This is a genomic window from Vibrio sp. 10N.247.311.49 (assembly GCF_041467655.1).
GTDB lineage: Bacteria > Pseudomonadota > Gammaproteobacteria > Enterobacterales > Vibrionaceae > Vibrio > Vibrio crassostreae_C.
This window is the reverse complement of record NZ_JBFSVA010000001.1, coordinates 397,597-416,941: the sequence shown is the minus strand read 5'-3', so window position 1 is coordinate 416,941 and position 19,345 is coordinate 397,597. Positions and strand designations below refer to the sequence as shown.

General features: G+C 43.5%; 23 protein-coding genes and 1 pseudogene. 8 read left to right on the top strand and 16 right to left on the bottom strand.

The genetic code is table 11. From position 1 onward, the window contains the following. Window positions 1-82 precede the first annotated feature (82 nt). The 3 genes from AB6E54_RS01850 to rsuA all read right to left on the bottom strand — a co-directional run bounded on the left by AB6E54_RS01850 (window position 83) and on the right by rsuA (window position 2,855). Complete coding sequence (locus AB6E54_RS01850) at window positions 83-742, bottom strand: DUF2913 family protein (protein ID WP_102333193.1); 660 nt, start codon at window positions 740-742, stop codon at window positions 83-85. After that, window positions 742-1,959 carry a Bcr/CflA family multidrug efflux MFS transporter gene (locus tag AB6E54_RS01845; RefSeq protein WP_102333192.1) on the bottom strand — a complete coding sequence of 406 codons (1,218 nt, stop codon included), beginning with the start codon at window positions 1,957-1,959 and terminating at the stop codon, window positions 742-744. The genes AB6E54_RS01850 and AB6E54_RS01845 overlap by 1 nt, the downstream gene beginning before the upstream one ends. Before the next feature lie 200 nt (window positions 1,960-2,159). Continuing rightward, window positions 2,160-2,855: a 16S rRNA pseudouridine(516) synthase RsuA gene (gene rsuA / locus AB6E54_RS01840; protein ID WP_017060380.1), complete on the bottom strand. Its 696-nt coding sequence runs from the start codon at window positions 2,853-2,855 to the stop codon at window positions 2,160-2,162. A gap of 97 nt (window positions 2,856-2,952) precedes the next feature. Here rsuA and AB6E54_RS01835 point away from each other — a divergent pair, with 97 nt between their 5' ends. From AB6E54_RS01835 to AB6E54_RS01820, 4 genes are all read left to right on the top strand, one after another. Further along, window positions 2,953-4,695 carry a DEAD/DEAH box helicase gene (locus AB6E54_RS01835; RefSeq protein ID WP_372106217.1) on the top strand — a complete coding sequence of 581 codons (1,743 nt, stop codon included), beginning with the start codon at window positions 2,953-2,955 and terminating at the stop codon, window positions 4,693-4,695. Window positions 4,696-4,875: 180 nt separating this feature from the next. After that, window positions 4,876-5,274, top strand: a complete 399-nt coding sequence (locus AB6E54_RS01830; protein WP_017066076.1) for a PepSY domain-containing protein — start codon at window positions 4,876-4,878, stop codon at window positions 5,272-5,274. 61 nt (window positions 5,275-5,335) lie between these two features. Then, entirely contained in the window at window positions 5,336-5,995 is a 660-nt protein-coding gene (locus AB6E54_RS01825) for a response regulator transcription factor (RefSeq protein ID WP_017060377.1), read from the top strand. A gap of 104 nt (window positions 5,996-6,099) precedes the next feature. Continuing rightward, the gene (locus tag AB6E54_RS01820) at window positions 6,100-7,446 is read left to right on the top strand and encodes an ATP-binding protein (protein ID WP_017066077.1); all 1,347 of its coding nucleotides are present in this window, start codon (window positions 6,100-6,102) and stop codon (window positions 7,444-7,446) included. 77 nt (window positions 7,447-7,523) lie between these two features. Here AB6E54_RS01820 and AB6E54_RS01815 read toward each other — a convergent pair whose 3' ends face one another. Further along, window positions 7,524-8,831, bottom strand: coding sequence for an LssY C-terminal domain-containing protein (locus AB6E54_RS01815; RefSeq protein WP_017070602.1), 1,308 nt, complete (start codon window positions 8,829-8,831; stop codon window positions 7,524-7,526). Between the two features lie 14 nt (window positions 8,832-8,845). Continuing rightward, window positions 8,846-9,574, bottom strand: a complete 729-nt coding sequence (locus tag AB6E54_RS01810) for a glycosyltransferase (protein ID WP_065583898.1) — start codon at window positions 9,572-9,574, stop codon at window positions 8,846-8,848. 367 nt (window positions 9,575-9,941) lie between these two features. On the opposite strand from AB6E54_RS01810, the gene rplY reads away from it, so the two are divergent. Further along, window positions 9,942-10,220, top strand: a complete 279-nt coding sequence (rplY, locus tag AB6E54_RS01805) for a 50S ribosomal protein L25 (RefSeq protein ID WP_048658383.1) — start codon at window positions 9,942-9,944, stop codon at window positions 10,218-10,220. Between the two features lie 168 nt (window positions 10,221-10,388). Here the strand turns inward: rplY and AB6E54_RS01800 are convergent, their stop codons facing one another. From AB6E54_RS01800 to AB6E54_RS01790, 3 genes are all read right to left on the bottom strand, one after another. Next, window positions 10,389-10,781: an NUDIX hydrolase gene (locus tag AB6E54_RS01800; RefSeq protein WP_017060354.1), complete on the bottom strand. Its 393-nt coding sequence runs from the start codon at window positions 10,779-10,781 to the stop codon at window positions 10,389-10,391. 61 nt (window positions 10,782-10,842) lie between these two features. Continuing rightward, a complete protein-coding gene (locus AB6E54_RS01795) occupies window positions 10,843-11,604 on the bottom strand; it encodes a nucleotidyltransferase domain-containing protein (RefSeq protein ID WP_372106216.1) in 762 nt (253 codons plus the stop codon). A 71-nt stretch (window positions 11,605-11,675) separates the two neighbouring features. Then, entirely contained in the window at window positions 11,676-12,338 is a 663-nt protein-coding gene (locus AB6E54_RS01790) for a DNA alkylation repair protein (RefSeq protein ID WP_229649101.1), read from the bottom strand. 204 nt (window positions 12,339-12,542) lie between these two features. Here AB6E54_RS01790 and AB6E54_RS01785 point away from each other — a divergent pair, with 204 nt between their 5' ends. Beyond that, window positions 12,543-13,064: a type II secretion system protein gene (locus AB6E54_RS01785; RefSeq protein WP_372106215.1), complete on the top strand. Its 522-nt coding sequence runs from the start codon at window positions 12,543-12,545 to the stop codon at window positions 13,062-13,064. An 87-nt stretch (window positions 13,065-13,151) separates the two neighbouring features. Here the strand turns inward: AB6E54_RS01785 and AB6E54_RS01780 are convergent, their stop codons facing one another. The 7 genes and pseudogenes from AB6E54_RS01780 to AB6E54_RS01750 all read right to left on the bottom strand — a co-directional run bounded on the left by AB6E54_RS01780 (window position 13,152) and on the right by AB6E54_RS01750 (window position 16,912). Next, a complete protein-coding gene (locus tag AB6E54_RS01780; RefSeq protein WP_372102259.1) occupies window positions 13,152-13,685 on the bottom strand; it encodes a GNAT family N-acetyltransferase in 534 nt (177 codons plus the stop codon). 2 nt (window positions 13,686-13,687) lie between these two features. Next, the gene (locus AB6E54_RS01775; RefSeq protein ID WP_372106214.1) at window positions 13,688-14,224 is read right to left on the bottom strand and encodes a GNAT family N-acetyltransferase; all 537 of its coding nucleotides are present in this window, start codon (window positions 14,222-14,224) and stop codon (window positions 13,688-13,690) included. 50 nt (window positions 14,225-14,274) lie between these two features. Then, a pseudogene (locus AB6E54_RS01770) lies at window positions 14,275-14,373 on the bottom strand (DUF3465 domain-containing protein); the annotation flags it as partial. A 39-nt stretch (window positions 14,374-14,412) separates the two neighbouring features. Further along, on the bottom strand, window positions 14,413-14,664 hold the full coding sequence (locus AB6E54_RS01765; protein WP_017065384.1) for a TIGR03643 family protein: 252 nt from the start codon (window positions 14,662-14,664) through the stop codon (window positions 14,413-14,415). Between the two features lie 123 nt (window positions 14,665-14,787). Then, entirely contained in the window at window positions 14,788-15,309 is a 522-nt protein-coding gene (locus AB6E54_RS01760) for a GNAT family N-acetyltransferase (protein WP_017065383.1), read from the bottom strand. Window positions 15,310-15,455: 146 nt separating this feature from the next. Further along, complete coding sequence (locus AB6E54_RS01755; RefSeq protein ID WP_372106213.1) at window positions 15,456-16,268, bottom strand: hypothetical protein; 813 nt, start codon at window positions 16,266-16,268, stop codon at window positions 15,456-15,458. 218 nt (window positions 16,269-16,486) lie between these two features. Then, entirely contained in the window at window positions 16,487-16,912 is a 426-nt protein-coding gene (locus tag AB6E54_RS01750) for a hypothetical protein (protein ID WP_372106212.1), read from the bottom strand. A gap of 528 nt (window positions 16,913-17,440) precedes the next feature. Here AB6E54_RS01750 and AB6E54_RS01745 point away from each other — a divergent pair. Next, window positions 17,441-17,632, top strand: coding sequence for a hypothetical protein (locus AB6E54_RS01745; protein ID WP_102333182.1), 192 nt, complete (start codon window positions 17,441-17,443; stop codon window positions 17,630-17,632). 206 nt (window positions 17,633-17,838) lie between these two features. Beyond that, window positions 17,839-18,258 (top strand): BLUF domain-containing protein, encoded by a 420-nt coding sequence (locus AB6E54_RS01740; RefSeq protein WP_017067227.1) that lies wholly within the window; start codon window positions 17,839-17,841, stop codon window positions 18,256-18,258. A 106-nt stretch (window positions 18,259-18,364) separates the two neighbouring features. Here AB6E54_RS01740 and AB6E54_RS01735 read toward each other — a convergent pair whose 3' ends face one another. After that, window positions 18,365-19,315 (bottom strand): OmpA family protein, encoded by a 951-nt coding sequence (locus AB6E54_RS01735; protein ID WP_372103046.1) that lies wholly within the window; start codon window positions 19,313-19,315, stop codon window positions 18,365-18,367. Window positions 19,316-19,345: the final 30 nt, after the last annotated feature.

Sequence of the window (19,345 nt, the reverse complement as noted above, 5' to 3'; positions counted from 1 at the left end):
TAGCGACACGCGCTATGAGAGGCAAAAAAAGAGCGGATAATTCCGCTCTTCATATCTCTCATCTCGTATCCCGAATCCGTTACTAGCCAATAACGCTAATTGGGATCTCTGCAAGTTGGTTGCCTTGGTTAACAGGGTAAACGATGTATTCACCGTGATACTTCACCGCAGACTTATAGTCCGTTACTTTGTGAAGCATGAAACCCGCTTCCATCGCTGCTTGAATGAACTCAGCGTGGTTACCACGAACAAACCAGTTCATTGGCTTAACCATCAACTCACCGTCGAAAGAGTCGTCACACTGTTTGCCACACAAAGCAAAAGAGTGCTCACCATCGGTGAAGAATTGAATCTTGCCGCCAGTCGTTAGCTCATCTTCACTCGATACGCTCCAACCCATCTCGTACATTTTGTCCATGAATGCTTCAACATCACTGTCTTTAAGCACTTTAGGATCTTCGCCTTCAGGGAAAAAACGCCCGTAAAACGCAGAAATACGTTTAAAGGTAAAAGTTAAATCAGAGTTATTGCCTTTTGAGCGACCCTGTTTCTGCCAGCGAACCAAGTCAGGCACAATCACGCGATCATAAGCTTGGGATTTAATTGCCTTTGTTACCCAACGAACCAAATAAAGGTTGTTCGCGATAGGTGCGTCAATGGCCTTGCCAGACTTATGTAGAGCATATAGCTCGCCTAGCGCATCATTCACTAACTTCTGAATTTCAATATAGTATTTTGACATTATGCCTTCTTTCCTAATGTCCAATATAGTAATGCTGACATTACTGCACATGCAGCCATTACCATAGCCATAGACCCAGCACTGTCACTTGGCAGCATCGCAACGATAGCCCCAACGACAGAACCAGTACCAAATCTTAATGTTCCCGCAAGCGATGAAGCCGTGCCTGCCATGTTTGGATAACCACTGAGCAATAGACCCATAGAGTTACTGCCGATAGTAGAGATGGTGCCAATAAATAGCATCACAAACGGCACGATTCCCCAAAGCCCGAGATCCAGCGCCCAACCGACAAGTAAACCTACGCCAGCCAGTAATTGGATGACCAACGCTGCCCTCAACATTGTATGAGAACCGACCTTCTTAACGATTCGACCATTGATTGTCGTCATCAGAATCATCGCAACAATGTTCAGACCAAATAGGTAACCAAACAGGTCAGGACGTACGCCATAGACATCAATGTAGACAAAAGAGCCTGCAGTTAAGAATGCAAACATCCCAGAGAACGAGAATGCACCCGAGAAAATCAAGCCCATAGCGGTCGGGTTTTTACATAAACGGGCGTAATTACGAATCGTGGTTTTAAAGCGCAATGGTTGTCGGTTTTCTGCAGGAAGCGTTTCTGGGATCTTCATCGATACCGCCAGAATCACGATCACCGCAAAAATAGCCAGAACCCAGAAAATTGAACGCCAACCGAACCACAACGCTAAGTAACCGCCAATCATCGGAGCAACCAATGGCGCAACTGTCATCACCAAAGTAACGAAAGACATGGTTCTTGCGAAATCTTCACGATCGAACATATCTCTTACCACCGCTTGGATGATAACGGCCGCCGCAGCACCAGCAAAACCTTGAGCGGTACGGATGTAAGTCAGCGCTTCAATGCCATGAGTTGTCGCACTCACCATAGAAGCGATAGCAAACAAGAACACACCAATAAGCAGTACAGGCTTGCGACCATAGCTATCCGCCAACGGGCCATGCAGCAACTGCCCCAGCGCGAAACCTGCGGTATAGGCTGTTAGCGTGATTTGTACCTCACCCGCCGTCACACCAAGATCTTTAGCAATGGTCGGCATCGCTGGCAGATACATATCAATGGCTAGCGGAGTAAGTGCACCAATCGCACCTAGAATCAAAAACAGCACTAAGCCTAATTGAGGTGTTTCTAGTTGGGAGCTTTGGCTCTGTGAGGTCGATGTTTGCATGGTTCTCCGAATGTTCAACTGATAGAGCTAGGGACTAGCGTGAGTACGCGAGTCAAAGATTGGCTGAGACTTTCCTAGTACCAGTCAACATCATCAGCCGACGCTATCCATGGTCGGCTTTACAACGAAAGGGCTATTTCCAGCAAAAGTGGTCTCTTGTTAAGAACAATTTCTTGTTAAGAGCAACTTCTAGCTAAGGACTACTTCCAGATTGAATCGACTTCTTCTTGCGTTAGGTAACGGTATTCACCTAACTCTAAAGATTCGTCCATCTCAATTTCGCCAATACGTTCACGGTGTAGTGCTTCTACCTTGTTACCAAGAGCAGCAAACATACGTTTAACTTGGTGGTATTTGCCTTCGTGAATCGTTAGCAGCACTTCACGCTCTGCACGAACTTCTAGGTGTGCAGGAAGTGTTAGGCCATCTTCGCTCTTAAGCTGGATGCCCTCTTTGAATTTTTCAACGTAATCGTCTTCAACAGGTTCAACCAACCACACACGGTACGTCTTCTCGCACTTGTGCTTTGGCGAAGTGATACGGTGAGACCACTTACCATCGTCTGTAATCAACACAAGACCTGTTGTATCAATATCTAGACGACCAGCAAAGTGCAGCTTGTCCATTTTGATTTCATCAAGTAATTCAAACGCGATACGATTTGCGCCATCTTCATGCGAACAAACAAAGCCTTCTGGCTTATAAAGCATGATGTAACGTGGGCCGTGAACATTCAGTTCATTGCCTTGCCATTCCACAACGCACTCTTCAGTTACCTTGAGTGAACCGCTTTTTTGAATGACATCATTTACTGTCACTGCCTTGGATTTTAATAAGTGTGTTGCTTCTCTTCGAGTGACGCCTAATGCATCGCACAGAAATTTATCTAAACGCATGAATACCTCAACTAATCTAAGTCGGGTATTATAGTCACCTTTGCTCAATTAGTTGAGCTATTTCACACTATTTGTTTTCCTTCTTACAAGACGCGATATGTATACACTCCGCCCGTACCAAGCTGATTCTGTAAAATCAGTGATTCATTACTTCAGAAAACACCAAACTCCGGCAGTGCTCGTGCTTCCGACAGGTGCAGGAAAAAGCCTTGTGATTGCAGAGTTAGCAAGGCTTGCGAAAGGTCGAGTGTTGGTGCTTGCTCACGTAAAAGAGTTGGTTGAACAGAACCATGAAAAGTATGAAGGTTACGGGCTGAAAGGCTCGATTTTCTCTGCGGGTTTAGGACGCAAAGAGACCGACCAACAAGTCGTGTTTGCTTCGGTGCAATCTGTGGTGCGAAATCTCGATTCATTCTCTAACCAATTTTCGCTGTTGGTTATCGACGAATGCCACCGTGTTCCCGATGAAAAGACCAGTAGTTATCAGAAAGTCATCACTCACTTACGCGAGAATAATTCGGGCATCAAGGTGCTTGGATTAACAGCGACCCCATATCGTCTTGGGATGGGTTGGATTTATCAATACCACACTCGCGGTCAAGTGCGTTCAGATGAGCCACGTTTCTTCCGCGACTGTATCTTTGAGCTGCCGATTCGTTACCTGCTCGATGAAGGTTTCTTAACTCCTGCACGCATGATTGATGCACCCGTGTTGAGCTATGACTTTTCGCAGTTAAAGCCCGCGAGCACTGGTCGCTACAAAGAAGCAGAACTCGACATGGTGATCGAGCAATCGAAACGAGCGACCCCACAGATTGTCGATCAGATTATTCACCTAGCCCAAGATAAACTAGGCATCATGGTATTCGCTGCGACCGTTCGACACGCGCAAGAGATCCTCGGCTTATTGCCAGAAGGTGAAGCTTCAATTGTGATTGGTGATACACCAACTCTCGAACGTGACCAAATTATCAGCGACTTCAAAGAACGTAAAATCAAGTTCTTGGTTAACGTATCGGTATTAACCACAGGTTTTGATGCGCCACACGTCGATTTAATCGCGATTTTGCGCCCGACAGAATCCATCAGTTTGTATCAACAAATCGTTGGCCGTGGCTTACGCCTATCTCCGGGTAAAAAAGAGTGTTTGGTGCTCGACTATGCGGGCAACAGTTACGACCTCTACCAACCTGAGGTTGGCGACCCTAAACCCGATTCAGACAGTGAAATCATCACCATCCCTTGCCCTGCGTGCGGCTTCAATAATAACTTTTGGGGCAAGCTAGACAGCAATGGCTTCTTGCTTGAGCACTTTGGGCGCAAATGCCAAGGCTACTTTACCGATGAAGACACGGGCGAGCGCGAGCACTGTAATTATCGCTTCCGAGCGAAATATTGCGGTGAATGTGGTGCTGATAATGACATTGCTGCGCGCATTTGTCATGAGTGCGATGCAACCTTAGTCGACCCAGACAAAAAGCTAAAAGAAGCACTGAACCTAAAAGATGCCTTGGTATTTGAATGCTTGGAAATGGACCTCAACGTGCTTAAAGACGAGAAAGGTAAATCACAACTTAAGGTCACCTATCGCGGAGAAAACCAAGCGCAAGTGCATGAGTTTTGGTCATTAACCAGCAAAAAGCAGAAGCAGAACTTCAAAGACCAGTTTGTTCGCCCTCACCTTGCAGACAGACATCGCCCTTTCGAAGAAGCCTCACCGACGAGTGTGGTTGCTCACCAACATAGATTCCGCCCACCTCAATTCGTGATTGCCCGTAAAGTCGGACGCTTTTGGAAAATGAGAGACAAGATATTCGAAGACGAACTACAGCAGCGTTAAGGTTAAGAATAAAAGTAAGTCTTACGTTCTTAACACTCGGCAATTAATCTTATGTATTAAAGCCTGCGCCATTTAAGCGTTAAGTTTTTCGGTATCAAATTCTCATTATTAATCAGGTTCACTTTCTGTTCAGAATTACTTTTTTATACTGAACGCTATCAACCTTCTCTAGGATTCGCTATGTTTAGTAAAGCTATGATTTCTTTGTTTTCTATAAGCTTAGGCTTATTTGTTTCTGCTGGCGCATGGGCTGACTCACATCATAATGGTCATGAATTAGTGCAGGACGTTCATAAAGCAGGAACCAGCATCGAATTTGAAGAAGATCAAGACGAAGTCTACGAAGCTGTACGAGAAGGCTACATTCGCCCTTTCTCAGAAATGTATGCGGCGGTTGAAAACGATCTTCATGGCAGAATCATTAAAGTAGAACTAGAAGAAGATGACGACATTTGGGTGTATGAACTAAAAATCAATTACCAAAACAACATCATCAAAGTCGAATACAACGCTGAGACGTTAGAAATGCTTATGATCAAAGGCCGCAACTTTAAAGACGCAATTAAACACGGCGACTAGTTACGTACGACGAAGAGCTAAGCACGACGAACAGTCATTAGAAGAAATTAGAAGAACAATTATGAAAATTTTAGTCGTTGAAGATGAGCCTCGTTTGGGCCAACAAATTATTGAAACACTTGAGGGGGCCGACTGGGTTCCAGAGCTCTCTCAAGATGGTATCGACGCACTCTACCGTGCAACGTCAGAAGAATGGGACGCGATTGTCCTCGATTTAGGTTTACCTAAGCTTGACGGCCTAACGGTATTAAAAGGCATTCGAGACGAAAACATCAACACGCCAGTGATTATCTTAAGTGCTCGTGACACGCTAACTCAACGTGTTGAGGGCTTGAACGCCGGTGCTGATGACTACCTAACTAAGCCATTTGAGATGGTCGAGCTGATTGCCCGTATCCGAGCTCAACTGCGCCGAGCATCAGGCAGTGCTGCTCCGATACTTCAAATCGGTGATCTAAGCCTAGACACACGCAGTTCTAAAGTGTTGTGGCAAGGTCAAGCAGTTAGCCTCACGGCGCTGGAATATAAAGTTGTCGCGTACTTCATGCATAACCAAAACAAGGTTATCTCGCGCACTGAGTTGGTTGAGCATATCTACAAGCAAGACTTCGACCGAGACTCAAACACGGTTGAAGTGTTCATCGGTCGTATTCGTAAGAAAATCGCACCAAAGATCATCAAAACCGTTCGTGGCCTTGGCTACCAACTGAATGCTGAATAGCTCAGTCGTCAATCACGCCAAGAGCAACCATTAATTAAGTGGACAGCCTGTTCTGATCATCGCAATACGATAAGTTACGATGAGCAAAGGCAGGTTGGAAATGCATGAATCTAAAGAAACGAACACTTAAAAACATCAGTTTAAAAAGCCGCTTGCTCCTTGCTGCGGCTTTTTGGCTAGGTGCGATGATATTAGCGGCTGGTGTCGGGATTCCGAAACTGGTTAACGACTACCTCGTCGATGACATGAAGCAGCAGCTTGGCTTAACCATGGATGAGTTAACCGCCAATATCGAAACCAATGACAGTGGTAACCTGATCATGGCAGAGCGTCTGTCTGATCCTAGGTTCAACCAGCCCTACAGTGGTATTTATTGGCGCGCCGCTACCCAAGAGCAGATCATTCGATCTCGCTCGCTATGGGATAAAGACCTCACCATCAAGCGTTCACCGATTCACACATCAGTCAAAGGGCCAGAGAAAGAAAAGTTGATTTACATCGAGCAAGATATCTACCTGCCTGAACTGAGCGACCCTGTCACGATCACCATTGGTATTGATGAAGATCCATTAGAATCCACACTGACAGAGCTTACTGGTCAAGTCTGGTTGATCCTAATGTTGCTGTTTGTTGGCGTGCTGATGTTGATCGGTATTCAAGTCAGTTGGTCGTTATTACCGCTCAGCAAGATGCAACGCGAACTGGTAATGCTAAGAAACGGCGAGCAAGAAGGGTTAAGCGATAACTACCCGAAAGAGGTTTCTCCATTAGTCTCTGACCTCAATGCCCTGCTCTTTCACTATCAAGAGTTATTAGAACGAGCTCGTAACCACGCGGGTAACTTATCTCATGCGTTGAAAACACCGCTTTCAGTTCTAAAAAATGAGATAGAGCGACTTCCAGAGGATGACAAGGCACTGCTGCAACAGCCCATTCATCAGATTCAAAGCCAAATTGATTATCACCTTGGCCGCGCTCGTATGGCAGGTGCAATGAACATTCTTTCGGTGAAGTCTTCACCTTGTGAGCGTGTCGAAGCTATCTCAATGGCGTTTGATAAAGTCTACGCTGCCAATGAAGTCACCATGATTAACGAGCTAGACTCTGAGATTGAAGTGGCAGTAGAAAAAACCGACCTTGATGAAATGGTCGGCAACCTACTCGAGAACAGTTACAAGTGGGCGGGCAGCATTATTCGCGTCCATGCAAATGAACTCGACGATGGCAACATAGAGTTGGTGATTGAAGATGATGGCCAAGGCATTCCTGAAGAGAAGCTTGAGCAAGTGACCAAACGTGGCGTCCGACTTGATGAAACCACACCAGGAACAGGCTTAGGGCTTAATATCGTAAATGAAATGGCACACAGTTACCGAGGCAGCCTAACGCTCAGCAAGAGCTCAATGGGCGGCTTAAAAGCTTCTCTGGTGCTTAAAGTAAGTAAAGGCTGAACAAGCTAAGTAAAAGTTAAACACAATAAGCCCTAACGTAATGCTAGGGCTTAATTCTATCGACCTTATATACAACTCTATATATCGTTCACAGCAACATCCAAAGTTTGTGAATTATCACTAAGGGTCGTTGCTCCAATCGTTAATACCCGGCCATCAGTGTAATAGTCATGATCGTCATTGATCACTTCCACCGTTGCTAATGGGTACTTGTCTAACTCGATGTCTGGTAGTAACGTTCGTATCTGATTAGCAAGCCGATCTCGCTCTTCATCAACATTAGGGTCAATGTTATGAAGCACGGTCACAATGCCTGAGTAAGGCGTGACTTTAAGGCCATCATCATAGCTAATTGCGCCTAACCACTGAGGCTGGTTAGTTTTAATATCAACACCTGCACGCCACCAACGAATATGGCTGCGCTTCATCAGGTTACCCGGCAATTGAAAAGCCATATCTTGCGGCTTGTCTCGCCAATATAAATCAGACACTGGCGGCGTTTTTTCTCTAAGCAATGCGAGATAACCAACCCATTCAATCTCATTTCGAGAGAAGGTTTGATTCTCTATCCAGCCTAATTGCTTCATTAAGTCTCTTGGGGTTGCTCCAACATAAATTACGTTGATCGCTTGCGCCGAGTAGAACGAAGATTTACCGGGGAACGCTTTATAGGTAACCGAGTTCCAGTCGACTTTGTTTATTTGAGCCGTCTCTGGTTGATTCTGAAAGTCATCCGCTTTCCAGAAAAAGTGAGCGTAGTTCGCAAACAATACCCACGCCAACAACAGCGCACTAGACTTAAGTACTAAGCATCGCCACTTCATTCGGTAACCGATAATGGTGAAGACTAATACCGCGAACACACCAACGATCAAGCTATTATGCTCCGAGATAAATATCTTAAGGCTATTAAGCCACGGGAAGTTTTCAACGCCGTGCGCCAGTAACATGCCCCAAGCAATGAACTGCCCTCCACCAAGGGCCAAACCGATAAACGCCAACACACTAAAATTACGCCACGGTACACGATGCGAGCCAGCTATAAATGGCACAACCCAAGCGATAGGCCCTAATAAACGAGCAAAAAGAATGATGTATGTGCCTTTGCGAGCAACCAGATAGCGGCAGCGCGCAATTAATCTTTTGGTTTTAGGGCGAAACTTAATGAGCCTTCGTTGCACCTTAACACCGTATTTATAACCAATGAAATAACTGAGTTGATCACCAAGCAAACCACCTAGCATCACCAAAACCAACGCCATCCATGCACCTGAATACAGTTGAAAGCCCGCTGCGATAAAGAACGGCTCTCCCGGTACAAATAGGTTTGGGCCAATGAGAGCATCACCCAATGCTCCCAGAAACAACCCTAGTCCATCAAACATAACAACCTCAATGCTTACTGTTCTTTGTAATGACCGAACTTGTAGTTCATCTCGTTGTTACGCATTTCGCCTTTAAAGAAGCGTCTTACATTGGCTTTAAGATAAGTAGAGCCTGTCTTCACAACGCCATCTTGATCTAATCGACGTGGGTCAAAGCCAAAGGTCATATTTAGGAATCTAAATCGCCATGTTTTGCTCGCACGTTTTACATAATCACAGTCCTCACAAAGGACAATCTCTTCATCGAAACCACCGATCTCTTCATGTGCTCTTTTGGTTGAGAAAATACACGCGCCAATCGCGGTTGGGAAAAAGAACTGCGTCGCAAATAAGCCCGCATTAAACAGCCCATAACCGAGTTTATGAACCAGTTGCAGCCCTTTTGAACTCATGTATACGCCAGCAACTTCAAGCTTGTTCTCTTCTAACTCATAAAGCGCCTTCGCAAGGAAGTTACGAGGCAGGCTTACGTCGGCATCCAAGAAAAGGATTCTGTTGTATTGCGCCAAAGCAGCCCCGGTGTTTCGACCAAGGCTAACACCGCGTTCTTGCATATGGTGGACTGTCAGTTTTGGCAATGCACTTTCATAGGCTTGTGCGACTTCTCTGGTGTTATCTTCACTGTTCGAGTCGACAACAATCACTTCAAACTCTTGGTGGGTTTGCACGCTCAACTCTTCCATTAAGCGGCTAATGCGTTTCTCTTCGTTTAGCGTAATTACGACAATGCTTACCGGTTCCATATTTTCACCTATTCATTCTGCTGTTTAATTGACACTAAGATTAACGAACTAAGACTTAACCAAGTCTTAGGCAAACATTCATTTTCCGTTCATTAACTTGATGATTTAGCAGTGATATAAATAGATAAGGATTGCGATGTAAAAGGGAGTAAAATGCGCTAAACAAGCGTTAGCGAACGTTTTATCTCCAAACGAACCCATTATCGAAGGAAATTCACTTTGAGATGGGCTTCTGACTTGCTCATATTGGAATGTGATGTTAGTATCCGCGCTCGCTTAAGCATGAACTTTTATGTTTAAGCATTACCACACACTCAAGGTCGCATTGAGGTGTGAAGTTAATTTTTACTAATTTGAGAGTAAAACTATGAAATTTGAAGCAGTAGTACGTACTGAACTAGGTAAAGGTGCGAGCCGCCGCCTACGTCACGCTGGTAAATTCCCAGCTGTAATCTACGGTGGCGAAGCTGAAGCTGTAGCTATCGAACTTGTTCACGCTGAAGTGATCAACCAAATGGATAAGCCTGAATTCTACGAAGCAATCACTCTACTGATTGACGGCGCAGAAGTTAAGGTTAAGCCACAAGACGTTCAACGTCACGCGTTCAAGCCAAAAGTTGAGCACATGGACTTCATCCGTATCTAATTCCCTACCAAGGAATAAGATTGGATTAATCCAGCCTTCTGCATAGAAAAGATAATCGATCTTACCAGTCGAGAAATCTAGAAATTCGAAACCCCGATGCTACCAACATCGGGGTTTCACCGTTTTTGAGCCCTCAAAAAACGTCCAAAACATCTTATCGAATCCAAACTAAAGATACCTACCCACGCGCTCTACTTCTTTCAAAGCAATACCATCGGCTGCTATACCAACAGGAGCTGAACCTAGTGAATACCACTTAACATCATCAGTCTCTTGAGCGGTGATATCTCCTTTCCAGTCACTCACGATAAAATAATGAATCAACTGAAGTTCCTTCGTAGGATGGTAAAGCGAACACAAGTATTGGTAATCAATCGGAACAACATTAAGCTCTTCATCAAGTTCACGAAACAGCGCCTGAACCTGGTTTTCACCGTGTTCAATATGGCCGCCAGGTATAGTGATTAAACCGGGATCGGTCTCCCTAGACTCACTACGCTTTTCTAGTAATACCTGCGATTCCTTCAGCATGATAAAAGAAACACACTCGTGGACATCCATCTAATTTTCCTAAAGCCGTTACAAAGGTAGTTAAGTTTGTTGTTCTAGCTTGTGTTAATGCTTAATTTACAACAAGCTTTTTACTCAGCCTTTCATACAATTCAAAAGCTTCTGTTTTAGATATCAAATTTCCGAGAGCGTATTGATGAGCTAGCTCAATATCGTCGCTTTGATTGGAGTAATAGCGCTTGGCGACTGCAGCACACTGGCTCAGGTTGGTGTACCAGCTGCCGTCTTGCTCAGCCACAAAGTAATACGCAACTCGAACCAACTTCTTTCCAATCACCTTAGCGACATCCGCATCAGTCATTGTTTTGAAACTCGAGGGCATTTGCTCAAGAAAAGTAGACAAGTCACCATTGAGAGCTTGAGCGATTTCAATGCTTGGTTTGTATAGTGGGAACTCATTAGATAAATCATTCCCCCAAACACAACAGCAGCAATGCTTGAGCCAAAACTGCCAATGGAATTCTTCGTTGGGCTGCAGAACCTCTGAGAGATACCCTGGATCAATATCAAGCTTAGTCACTTGCGGATAGGTTTGGGGTATGGTGCCGGAAAGTAGGTTAAATACTTCCTTTTCTCTCTGACCAACAGGCGTAGCGAGTACGATAGAAACATCCAAATCAGAGCGACCAACAATGGCCGTTCCTCCAGGCACGCTTCCATACAAGTAGATACCATCAACTTGACCTGGAAGCTCTCTTAGCAGCGAATCAACGACTGCTGACACCACGTCTTGAAATTCAGGCGCAATGTTCTTTGGCGAATAAAGATTTTGAATAAATCCGTCTTCATCGAGCCCTCTAGTTTGGTCTTGCACCTTGGATTCCTATTTTAATCGTTATAATTAGTCACACCGGATTCTACTTATGATTTGAGGAGTACCAGTGGTTAAAGTGACATTAGCTCTCGCTTAGTTTTATCGTTCAACTTTTCAATCGCGTAGCGAAAAGCGACTCGTGGCATTACGGCATGGTTAGCCTTTAAATAACGAATAACCAATTCAGGCTCTTTTTGACTGAGCACTTTTAGCATCCAACCATAGCCTTTTTGCACAAGATCATGTTCATCTTTAATCAACAAATCAGCCACTTTAAAGGGGTTCAAACCTGAGTACTTATCATTATTGATCGGATAGATTAAGATGACAGCAGCAGCTCTACGTACAGCAAAATTCGAATGTTCGACCCATTTGGTTGTGAGTTCGAACAACTCATTGTATTGAGACAGTAACTCACCAAACGCATGAGTGCAGAAGTCATCACAATCATTCCAGTCAGTGACATACTCCATTAACCAATGCTCAAAGATTGGAAACGTTTCTTTCGAATATTGTTTTCTTACTCTAAAAGCCCAGTCGTAAGCAATAACACCTAACGCCCAATCCCTTTCTTCAAGCAATTGAGTACACAGGGACAAAACATTAGAGATATCTTTATTTTTGATGGTTTTAAAAACGAGCGCCGATATAGATCGAACCTGCCCTGTTTTAACACTAGCCTCTGGATAACCAACGTCTGAAAGATGAAGCTTTACCGTTTCAACGATATTCATTAATTGCCAAACCTTCATAGAACTAAAATTAATATCAAAGTGAGATACACAGCACTTAAACCATACGCATTGGATTTATAAAATATAAGTTACCTTAATCACAACATTCATTATTGAGCATTTAAATTACCACTAAAATAAGGATATTCCCTTTGGTAAGAGTAACTTATAATGCATACTAGCGGCCTTTAAAAGAGGTGCTAAATGAAAAAGAACGGTTTTACACTTATTGAGCTTGTTGTCGTTATTGTGATCCTTGGAATACTCGCCGTAACTGCTGCTCCAAGGTTCCTCAACGTAAGTACTGATTCTCATATTGCAGTTGTAAAAGGCACTGGAGCCTCTTTTAAAACAGGTGTCGATCTTGCCTATTCAAAAAATTTAACCTCAAACGGTGGTGGTGCTTCCACGAATGTCCATATCTATGATGACTCCGCGACCGGCCAGCTTGACTTCAATGAATGGGGATATCCAGCCCAGCAATGGCACTTACCTGAAGAATCTCCAAGATTAGATAACGCTGAAGATTGCATTTCGGTATGGGGCGCACTGCTCCTCGATCCACCTAGTATTTCAAGTTTCAATTCACCAGAAGAAACCGACTACATTGCTGAATATATACAGACGGATCAGTGTATCTATCATTATCGAGTCGTACCGGGAATTTCCATTGACTACAACTCAATGAATGGTGACGTCACTGTAGACGATGAGCCAGATAACTAAGCGCTAAATGTTGGTCTTTCAGAGTACTTGGGAATTTACGGTTTCTCTCAATAAAAGTGCCACACATTAAGAATCAACAGCACACATTTAAGACTGGCTTATTTTGGCGTAAACGAGCGTGCTGTCCATATCTCCTGATGGCAAACGTCGATCATTGGCTAAGCGATCTTCAAGTTGATAGCCACATCGTTTGGCCACGGCCTGACTTTTAAGATTCGAGCCTGCCATCCTAATTTCGACTCTTTTCGCACCTTTTTGAGTGAATGCATATTCTTCGATAATTCGGACAGCTTCACTCACGTAACCCAAGCCCGTTTTTGATGTTCGCAACCAATAGCCGATTTCAAAGTAAGGGACAGTATCGTCTCTGATCATAAAGCCAATAGCCCCGATAAATGCCCCTGTTTGATTTTCAATAATATTGAACCAGAACTCGCCAGTAAAGTTGGCGAAATTATTGGTAGCATCTTGAATGTTAAGTTCTAGCTGCTCTTTAGTTAGAGAATCAGAAACCCAAGGTAAGAATGGGGAAAACTCGGCCTTGCACTCATTTATCACCTCAAACATCTCTTCGCTGTATTTTAATGATGGAGGGGTTAATTTGAGCATTTCACTTTCCATCACTAAGCCTTTTTCCAATCAGAACGTAGAACCGCCAACACAACTGTATCCCACCATTGACCTTTGAAGAATCGATGATCTTTAAAACACGCTTCTTGTTTCATTCCCAGTGACTTACATAATTTAATCGCAGCCAAGTTCTTGCTGATGGTTTCAGCGTAGATACGGTGTATGCCTAACTCTGAGAAACCGAAATCAGCGAGTGCTTCAGCCGCTTCGATAGAGAGCCCTTTTCCCTGAGTTTCCCTCGATAAAGCGCAGCCCATTGAAGCTTGTTTATCGCCTTCAAGACGTAAACAAACGGTTCCAATAAACTTCCCCGAGTCTTTGCTTTCAACCGCTAGCTGATAGGACTGGCGTGGTACTTCCAAAGCCTGTGCAACAAACAACTGAGTTAGCTCTCGATATTTGTTAGGTTCACAATCACTTTCATCATAGAAACGCTGATACTTTGCGTCTTGAGAGATCGCAACAAAGGCACACTCGTCTTCGATACTCATATCTCGAAGAATCAACCTGTCAGTTTCCAGCTTAAACATCAAAATTCCTTTTTATCTTATAGCCTTGAAGGGAAAAGTCTCGGAGGTGTTTACTCGTATACTTTCCCGTTATGCTTCAACCAACCATGAGTGTGATGATTACGAGGGTCTTTGTGCGTCCAGTGCATTGCGCCACCTTTCTTGTTCCACAATCAAATGTCATTTGGGCTGACTAAATAAGTCCCTATCTAGCGGTGCTTGTATTGAGTCGGACAATAACCTCTCGAAACGTCCGAACTGCGTAGTTTTACATGCTTGGTCGAGCGCCCAGAAACACGTGAACGCCACAGCTTAAAACTGCCAAGCTTGAGATGGCTACGCATAAAACGAATCACTTCCGATTCATTTAAACCAAATTGCAGTTCTATTGCTTCAAACGGCGTTCTGTCTTCCCACGCCATTTCGATAATTCTTGATTCATTCTCTTTAGATAGCATCATGCATACTCTTCCTTAATAAACTGGAAGAAATACGCCCGTCTTAGATTTAAAGATCACAAGTGACTACTTTGAACTCCACGACTTATAAAGTTCAGTAAAACAACAAGCTAACTCAAATTATGGCTATTTGCTTTCCAGCCACTCAGAACGCAATAGACCATACTTAATCGAGTCATAATACTCGCCTTGGTAATAACGCACTTTTCTTAGCCTAGCTTCTTGCTGGAAGCCTAATTTAAGAGCTAGTGACATCATCCGCGGATTACCCGACCAAGTGGTTAAACCGACACGCTCTATCTGCTTGTTTTCGAATAGGTAAGATACCCAAAGAGGAAGAGCTAACGCAGCAATACCCTTCCCCCAATAGTCGGAGTTGTAAATGACTACTCCGACTTCAAGCCAACGTGTCTCTTCACACTCCCAATAACAACTGACGGTTCCTACAGGCACATCGTCTACAACCACCAACTGTAAGTCGGATCCATTGAGTAACCGTTGAAACGAACGGCTTTCAAACTCTTCTAGTGATGGCGGTGAGTATGGAAAATAAGGGCCGTTAAACTTCGTCCACTCATCGTTTGAGATAACCAAGGAATAAATGGCTGCCAATTCGCTTGGCATGGCGGGCCTAATACTTACCTGCATTTTCTCTCCTTGGTTTGGTGCTTAGGTATGGTTCTTGGTCTAAGTTCTAGAGGGATTAGTCGCGACCACAGCAGTCATTAATCTCATAATAACCATTAATAATAAAGTAACTAAATCGGATGACTACCAATCTAGCAGCTAGGCAATCATGGGGTTAAATAAGCTTGTGCGAACTCTCTAAGCACTCTCGCATTATTGTGGTATTTGCCATCCCCGCACTTTGTGCCATCTACTCTGATGTCCGGGCTGGAATATGCAGGTATAACATCTCGCTCATAAGACATCACTGTGCCTCTGTCAGCACAAATTGTACCGAAGGAATATTGAGGAGCTCTTGGATACGTTCCAGAAATGTAACTTTCTATATTATCAAAATCTTTCAATAACGTTTTATAGTCATGATTAGCACCACTTAAATGGCCAATTTCATGCTCCATTAAGTAATCAGGGCAGTTTATCGCTAAAGAAAAAAAGTAGGATACCGAAGAAGACATACCACAATAATCAGACTCAAAGCTAAAATTATAATTAGAAAATACTATCCCAGTAAAAATGGGGACGCCGTCTTCTGTTGTTTCTGGAATCGGTTCTTCCATCGAGAGTTTTAATAACCTCTCTGCTGCGCCCAAATCTTGAAACCAAAGGCTGTCGATTTCAGACGTATAAGTCACCTTAGTGACTTTTCTCGTCATTGGGACGCAGGAGTTTTTTAACACCAGATTCGAATAGCTTTCCCATGTCGCTATTTTAGAGGCTATAAATGCTTTGGAATATTCATCTAACACCGATTCATCAACATAAAGGTGGATTTCTGTATTCAAAACCTCGCTCTGTACACAAGTAGGAAACTCGATGCTTTGAGCATTGGAGAGTCGACTATTGCTCAACACTATAATCAAAACACAACCAACTAACTGGATGAGCCTTTTAAAAGAACTCTCACTGACTCGTGTATTCATTTCCACCCTCTCCCTATATTCAAAACCACAAAGAGCATCAAAAACGCCGTGACTTAAGATTCATATCAACCCCCATTACACATATAAGCATTGGCCTCTCAAAGTAACCTGCACTACCTGTGTTTTTCAGAAAATAAAAAGCTCGCCATACAATGACGAGCCTTGTTGATTATGGGAGCTTAACGCTTATCAGACCTTAACCTTAACAGATCTAGCCACTAAGACAGCTGATCGCGTAAAGCCAATTCAACGTTTTTCAATACTTTGAACTCTTCTCGAGTACAACCGCGCGCCACGGAAACCCAATGGTCGCCAGTTTCATCGGCTCCTTTAAACTCTACACGCAACTCATATCTTCGCCATGTAACAAACGCCAAGATAAAGGTCAGTGCAAGCATCGGTAAACCGAACTGAGGAACAAATGCCCAAGTCGCAGCCGAGAGAACTAAAGCCAACGAAACGATATTGATTGCGTTTTCTTTAAGACCCAATTGACGAATTTCTAACTGTTTGATTTTACGTAAGCTATACACATCTTTTTTAACTCGGAGTTCATCAGAACCCACCAGAAAGTCTGATGCTTTGTATGACCTACGAAGTCGCACTAAATTCGCTAACCTGTTGCGTGTTTGGTTCTTATTCATCGCCTTTCTCCATGTTATTTAAAGGTTAGTAAAAACTAATATAATCATGAAGTTAATGAACGAATGCTTGTTTTATAAATCAAACCAATATTAAAATCAAGCCTATGCAATTAATAACAATTATAACAACACCACTTAGCATATAAAATTCAAATAAAAAGAAGGCTTATTGAGGAGTCTACTCATCGTAAATCGATGTACTTTAGTTAAGTGAGATATAGGCCGATAATATTTCCAATAACCGACCAAACATACCAAACGGCGGGCATAATTCCTCCTGCTTTGTAACCACTTATTTCAACGCGATTTTTGCGACAAACTTCGTGTTCAAGGAATGCTGAACAGTGGTCACATAACGCTCCACTTGTCATAGGTAGCATAACTCCCTTGCCCACTATCCATCCGGCTTTTAAATACCTGAATCACTCAATTGAACATATCAATATAGCTTATCGATTAAGCAATTGATCTTATAATGTAGAGTCTGTACGCTTACACTATGCACACGGTTACCTAATGAAGATCACGATGAACGAACTACTGACATGCGGTATGGAACAGAAACAACGAACAACGGTGACGAGTTTATTCGCAAGAAATGGATTTAAGATCGCAACGACTGACTTTGATGATGTGACTTTCGAACGTGAAAATGTGTTGGTCAACGTTCGATTTGATTCCTCTTCTAACTTTGAATCGATTTCAACTCTAAACAACTAACGAGCTCACAAGCAGGTCGCTAAAATAATTGAATGGCCAACATTCGAGTCATTTTGGCGTATCTTGCAACCTGCCCTTTTCTACTTCATCCCCACCCTCTTCTCTTCCAAAAGCCACCGAGTGACAATTAAATCAATAACTCGCAATTCCATGATCTTGGCTTATATTTATTAATACCCTTTGAAAAAAAATTCGAAATGATGCCTATGTTCCTAACTCGGTTAATTTATGTCAGTACGCTCTGTGAAAGTTGCGATTCTCAGGCTTTGAACGACATTCTTCAGATTTCACACGACCGCAATAAGCAAAGCCATTTAACAGGCCTTCTAAGCCACAATGATAAGTATTTCCTGCAATGTATTGAAGGTTCGAGAACCGCAGTGAACCATACTTACAATCATATCTTGAATGACACGCGACACAAAAACGTCATGATTTTATATTTCAAAGAGATCGATTGTAGGCAGTTTGGTGATTGGTCTATGGGTGATATTCCACAATCTAGCCTAACTGAACTGGTTAATTTACAGTTTTCAACATCTGATCAATTTAACCCGTACGAAATGTCTGGCGAAAGTGCTTATCGAATGCTTTTAGAGTTAAAGCAAAATTTGCCATCTGAATAGATCTTCGACCCGACTTAATCCGTAGAGCGAGCAACAAAAAGCCCCAACGTATGGGGCTTTTTGCGTTTTATTGTAAAGGCAACTATTCGTTATTCTTCGGTGAACTCTAATCGCTCTCGCTGCTCACCGCTTCTTGTTCGCTGCCAGCAAGAGCTTGCTGTTCGGCGGTAATATCAGATTCTTTGAACACAATGAACGCGCGGCGGTTTAATGCATCGGCTTTTTCAGAGCGTTCATTAATCGCAGGCTGCAACTTACCAAATGACTTCACTTCCCAGATGAACTGCTTAGGGTCGAGTTTGGTTTTGAGGTATTCAACCACCGTTTCTGCGCGGCGCTCTGCTAGCTTTTCATTGTAAGAAAGTGAACCCGCTTGGTCGGTGTGCCCTGCCACCATTATGCTACCTTGCAGGCCACTCAACTTAGTTGTGAAGTCATCTAACTGAGTTAGATCTTCTTGCTTAAGCACTGATTTGTCGAAATCGAAGTGTGGCGTCATTGCCATATAAACTTTACGTTCTGGTTTTGGTGGCTCACAGAAAGGCATCTCTTCGTACTTCTGAGCTTCTTCAAACACGATAAATGCACGGCGGTTCTCCGCTAGGTCTTTATCTGTCTTACCAAGCAGAAGGGGTTGAGTCTCACCAAGGTGTTTTACTTCCCAGTCATATTGCGTTGGGTCTAGTTGCCCTTTCAAATAATCTGCGACCGATTTAGCGCGTCGCTGTGAAAGGCGCTCATTATATTCGAGAGAACCCTTGAAATCAGTATGGCCGACAATCGTGATGCGCCCTTTTAAGCCTCTGATCTCTTTAACAAAGGTATCTAAGTTAATCTTGTCGAGGTCGCGTAATTGATATCTATCAAACGCAAAATGCTCTGCGATGGCGATATGCACCTCACGCTCTGGCGCCAAACACTCGCTGATTAAAAACTTAGACACATCGATGCCAGCAAACTTGTCTCGGTTCTCCTGACTCACATAGGTGTCGGTTGCACAGCCGGAAAGCAGCAAAGTACTCATCACTGCGCTTATTAGGAAAATAATTGTTTTCATCATACTCTTAACTGTCACTTCGAATTCTCA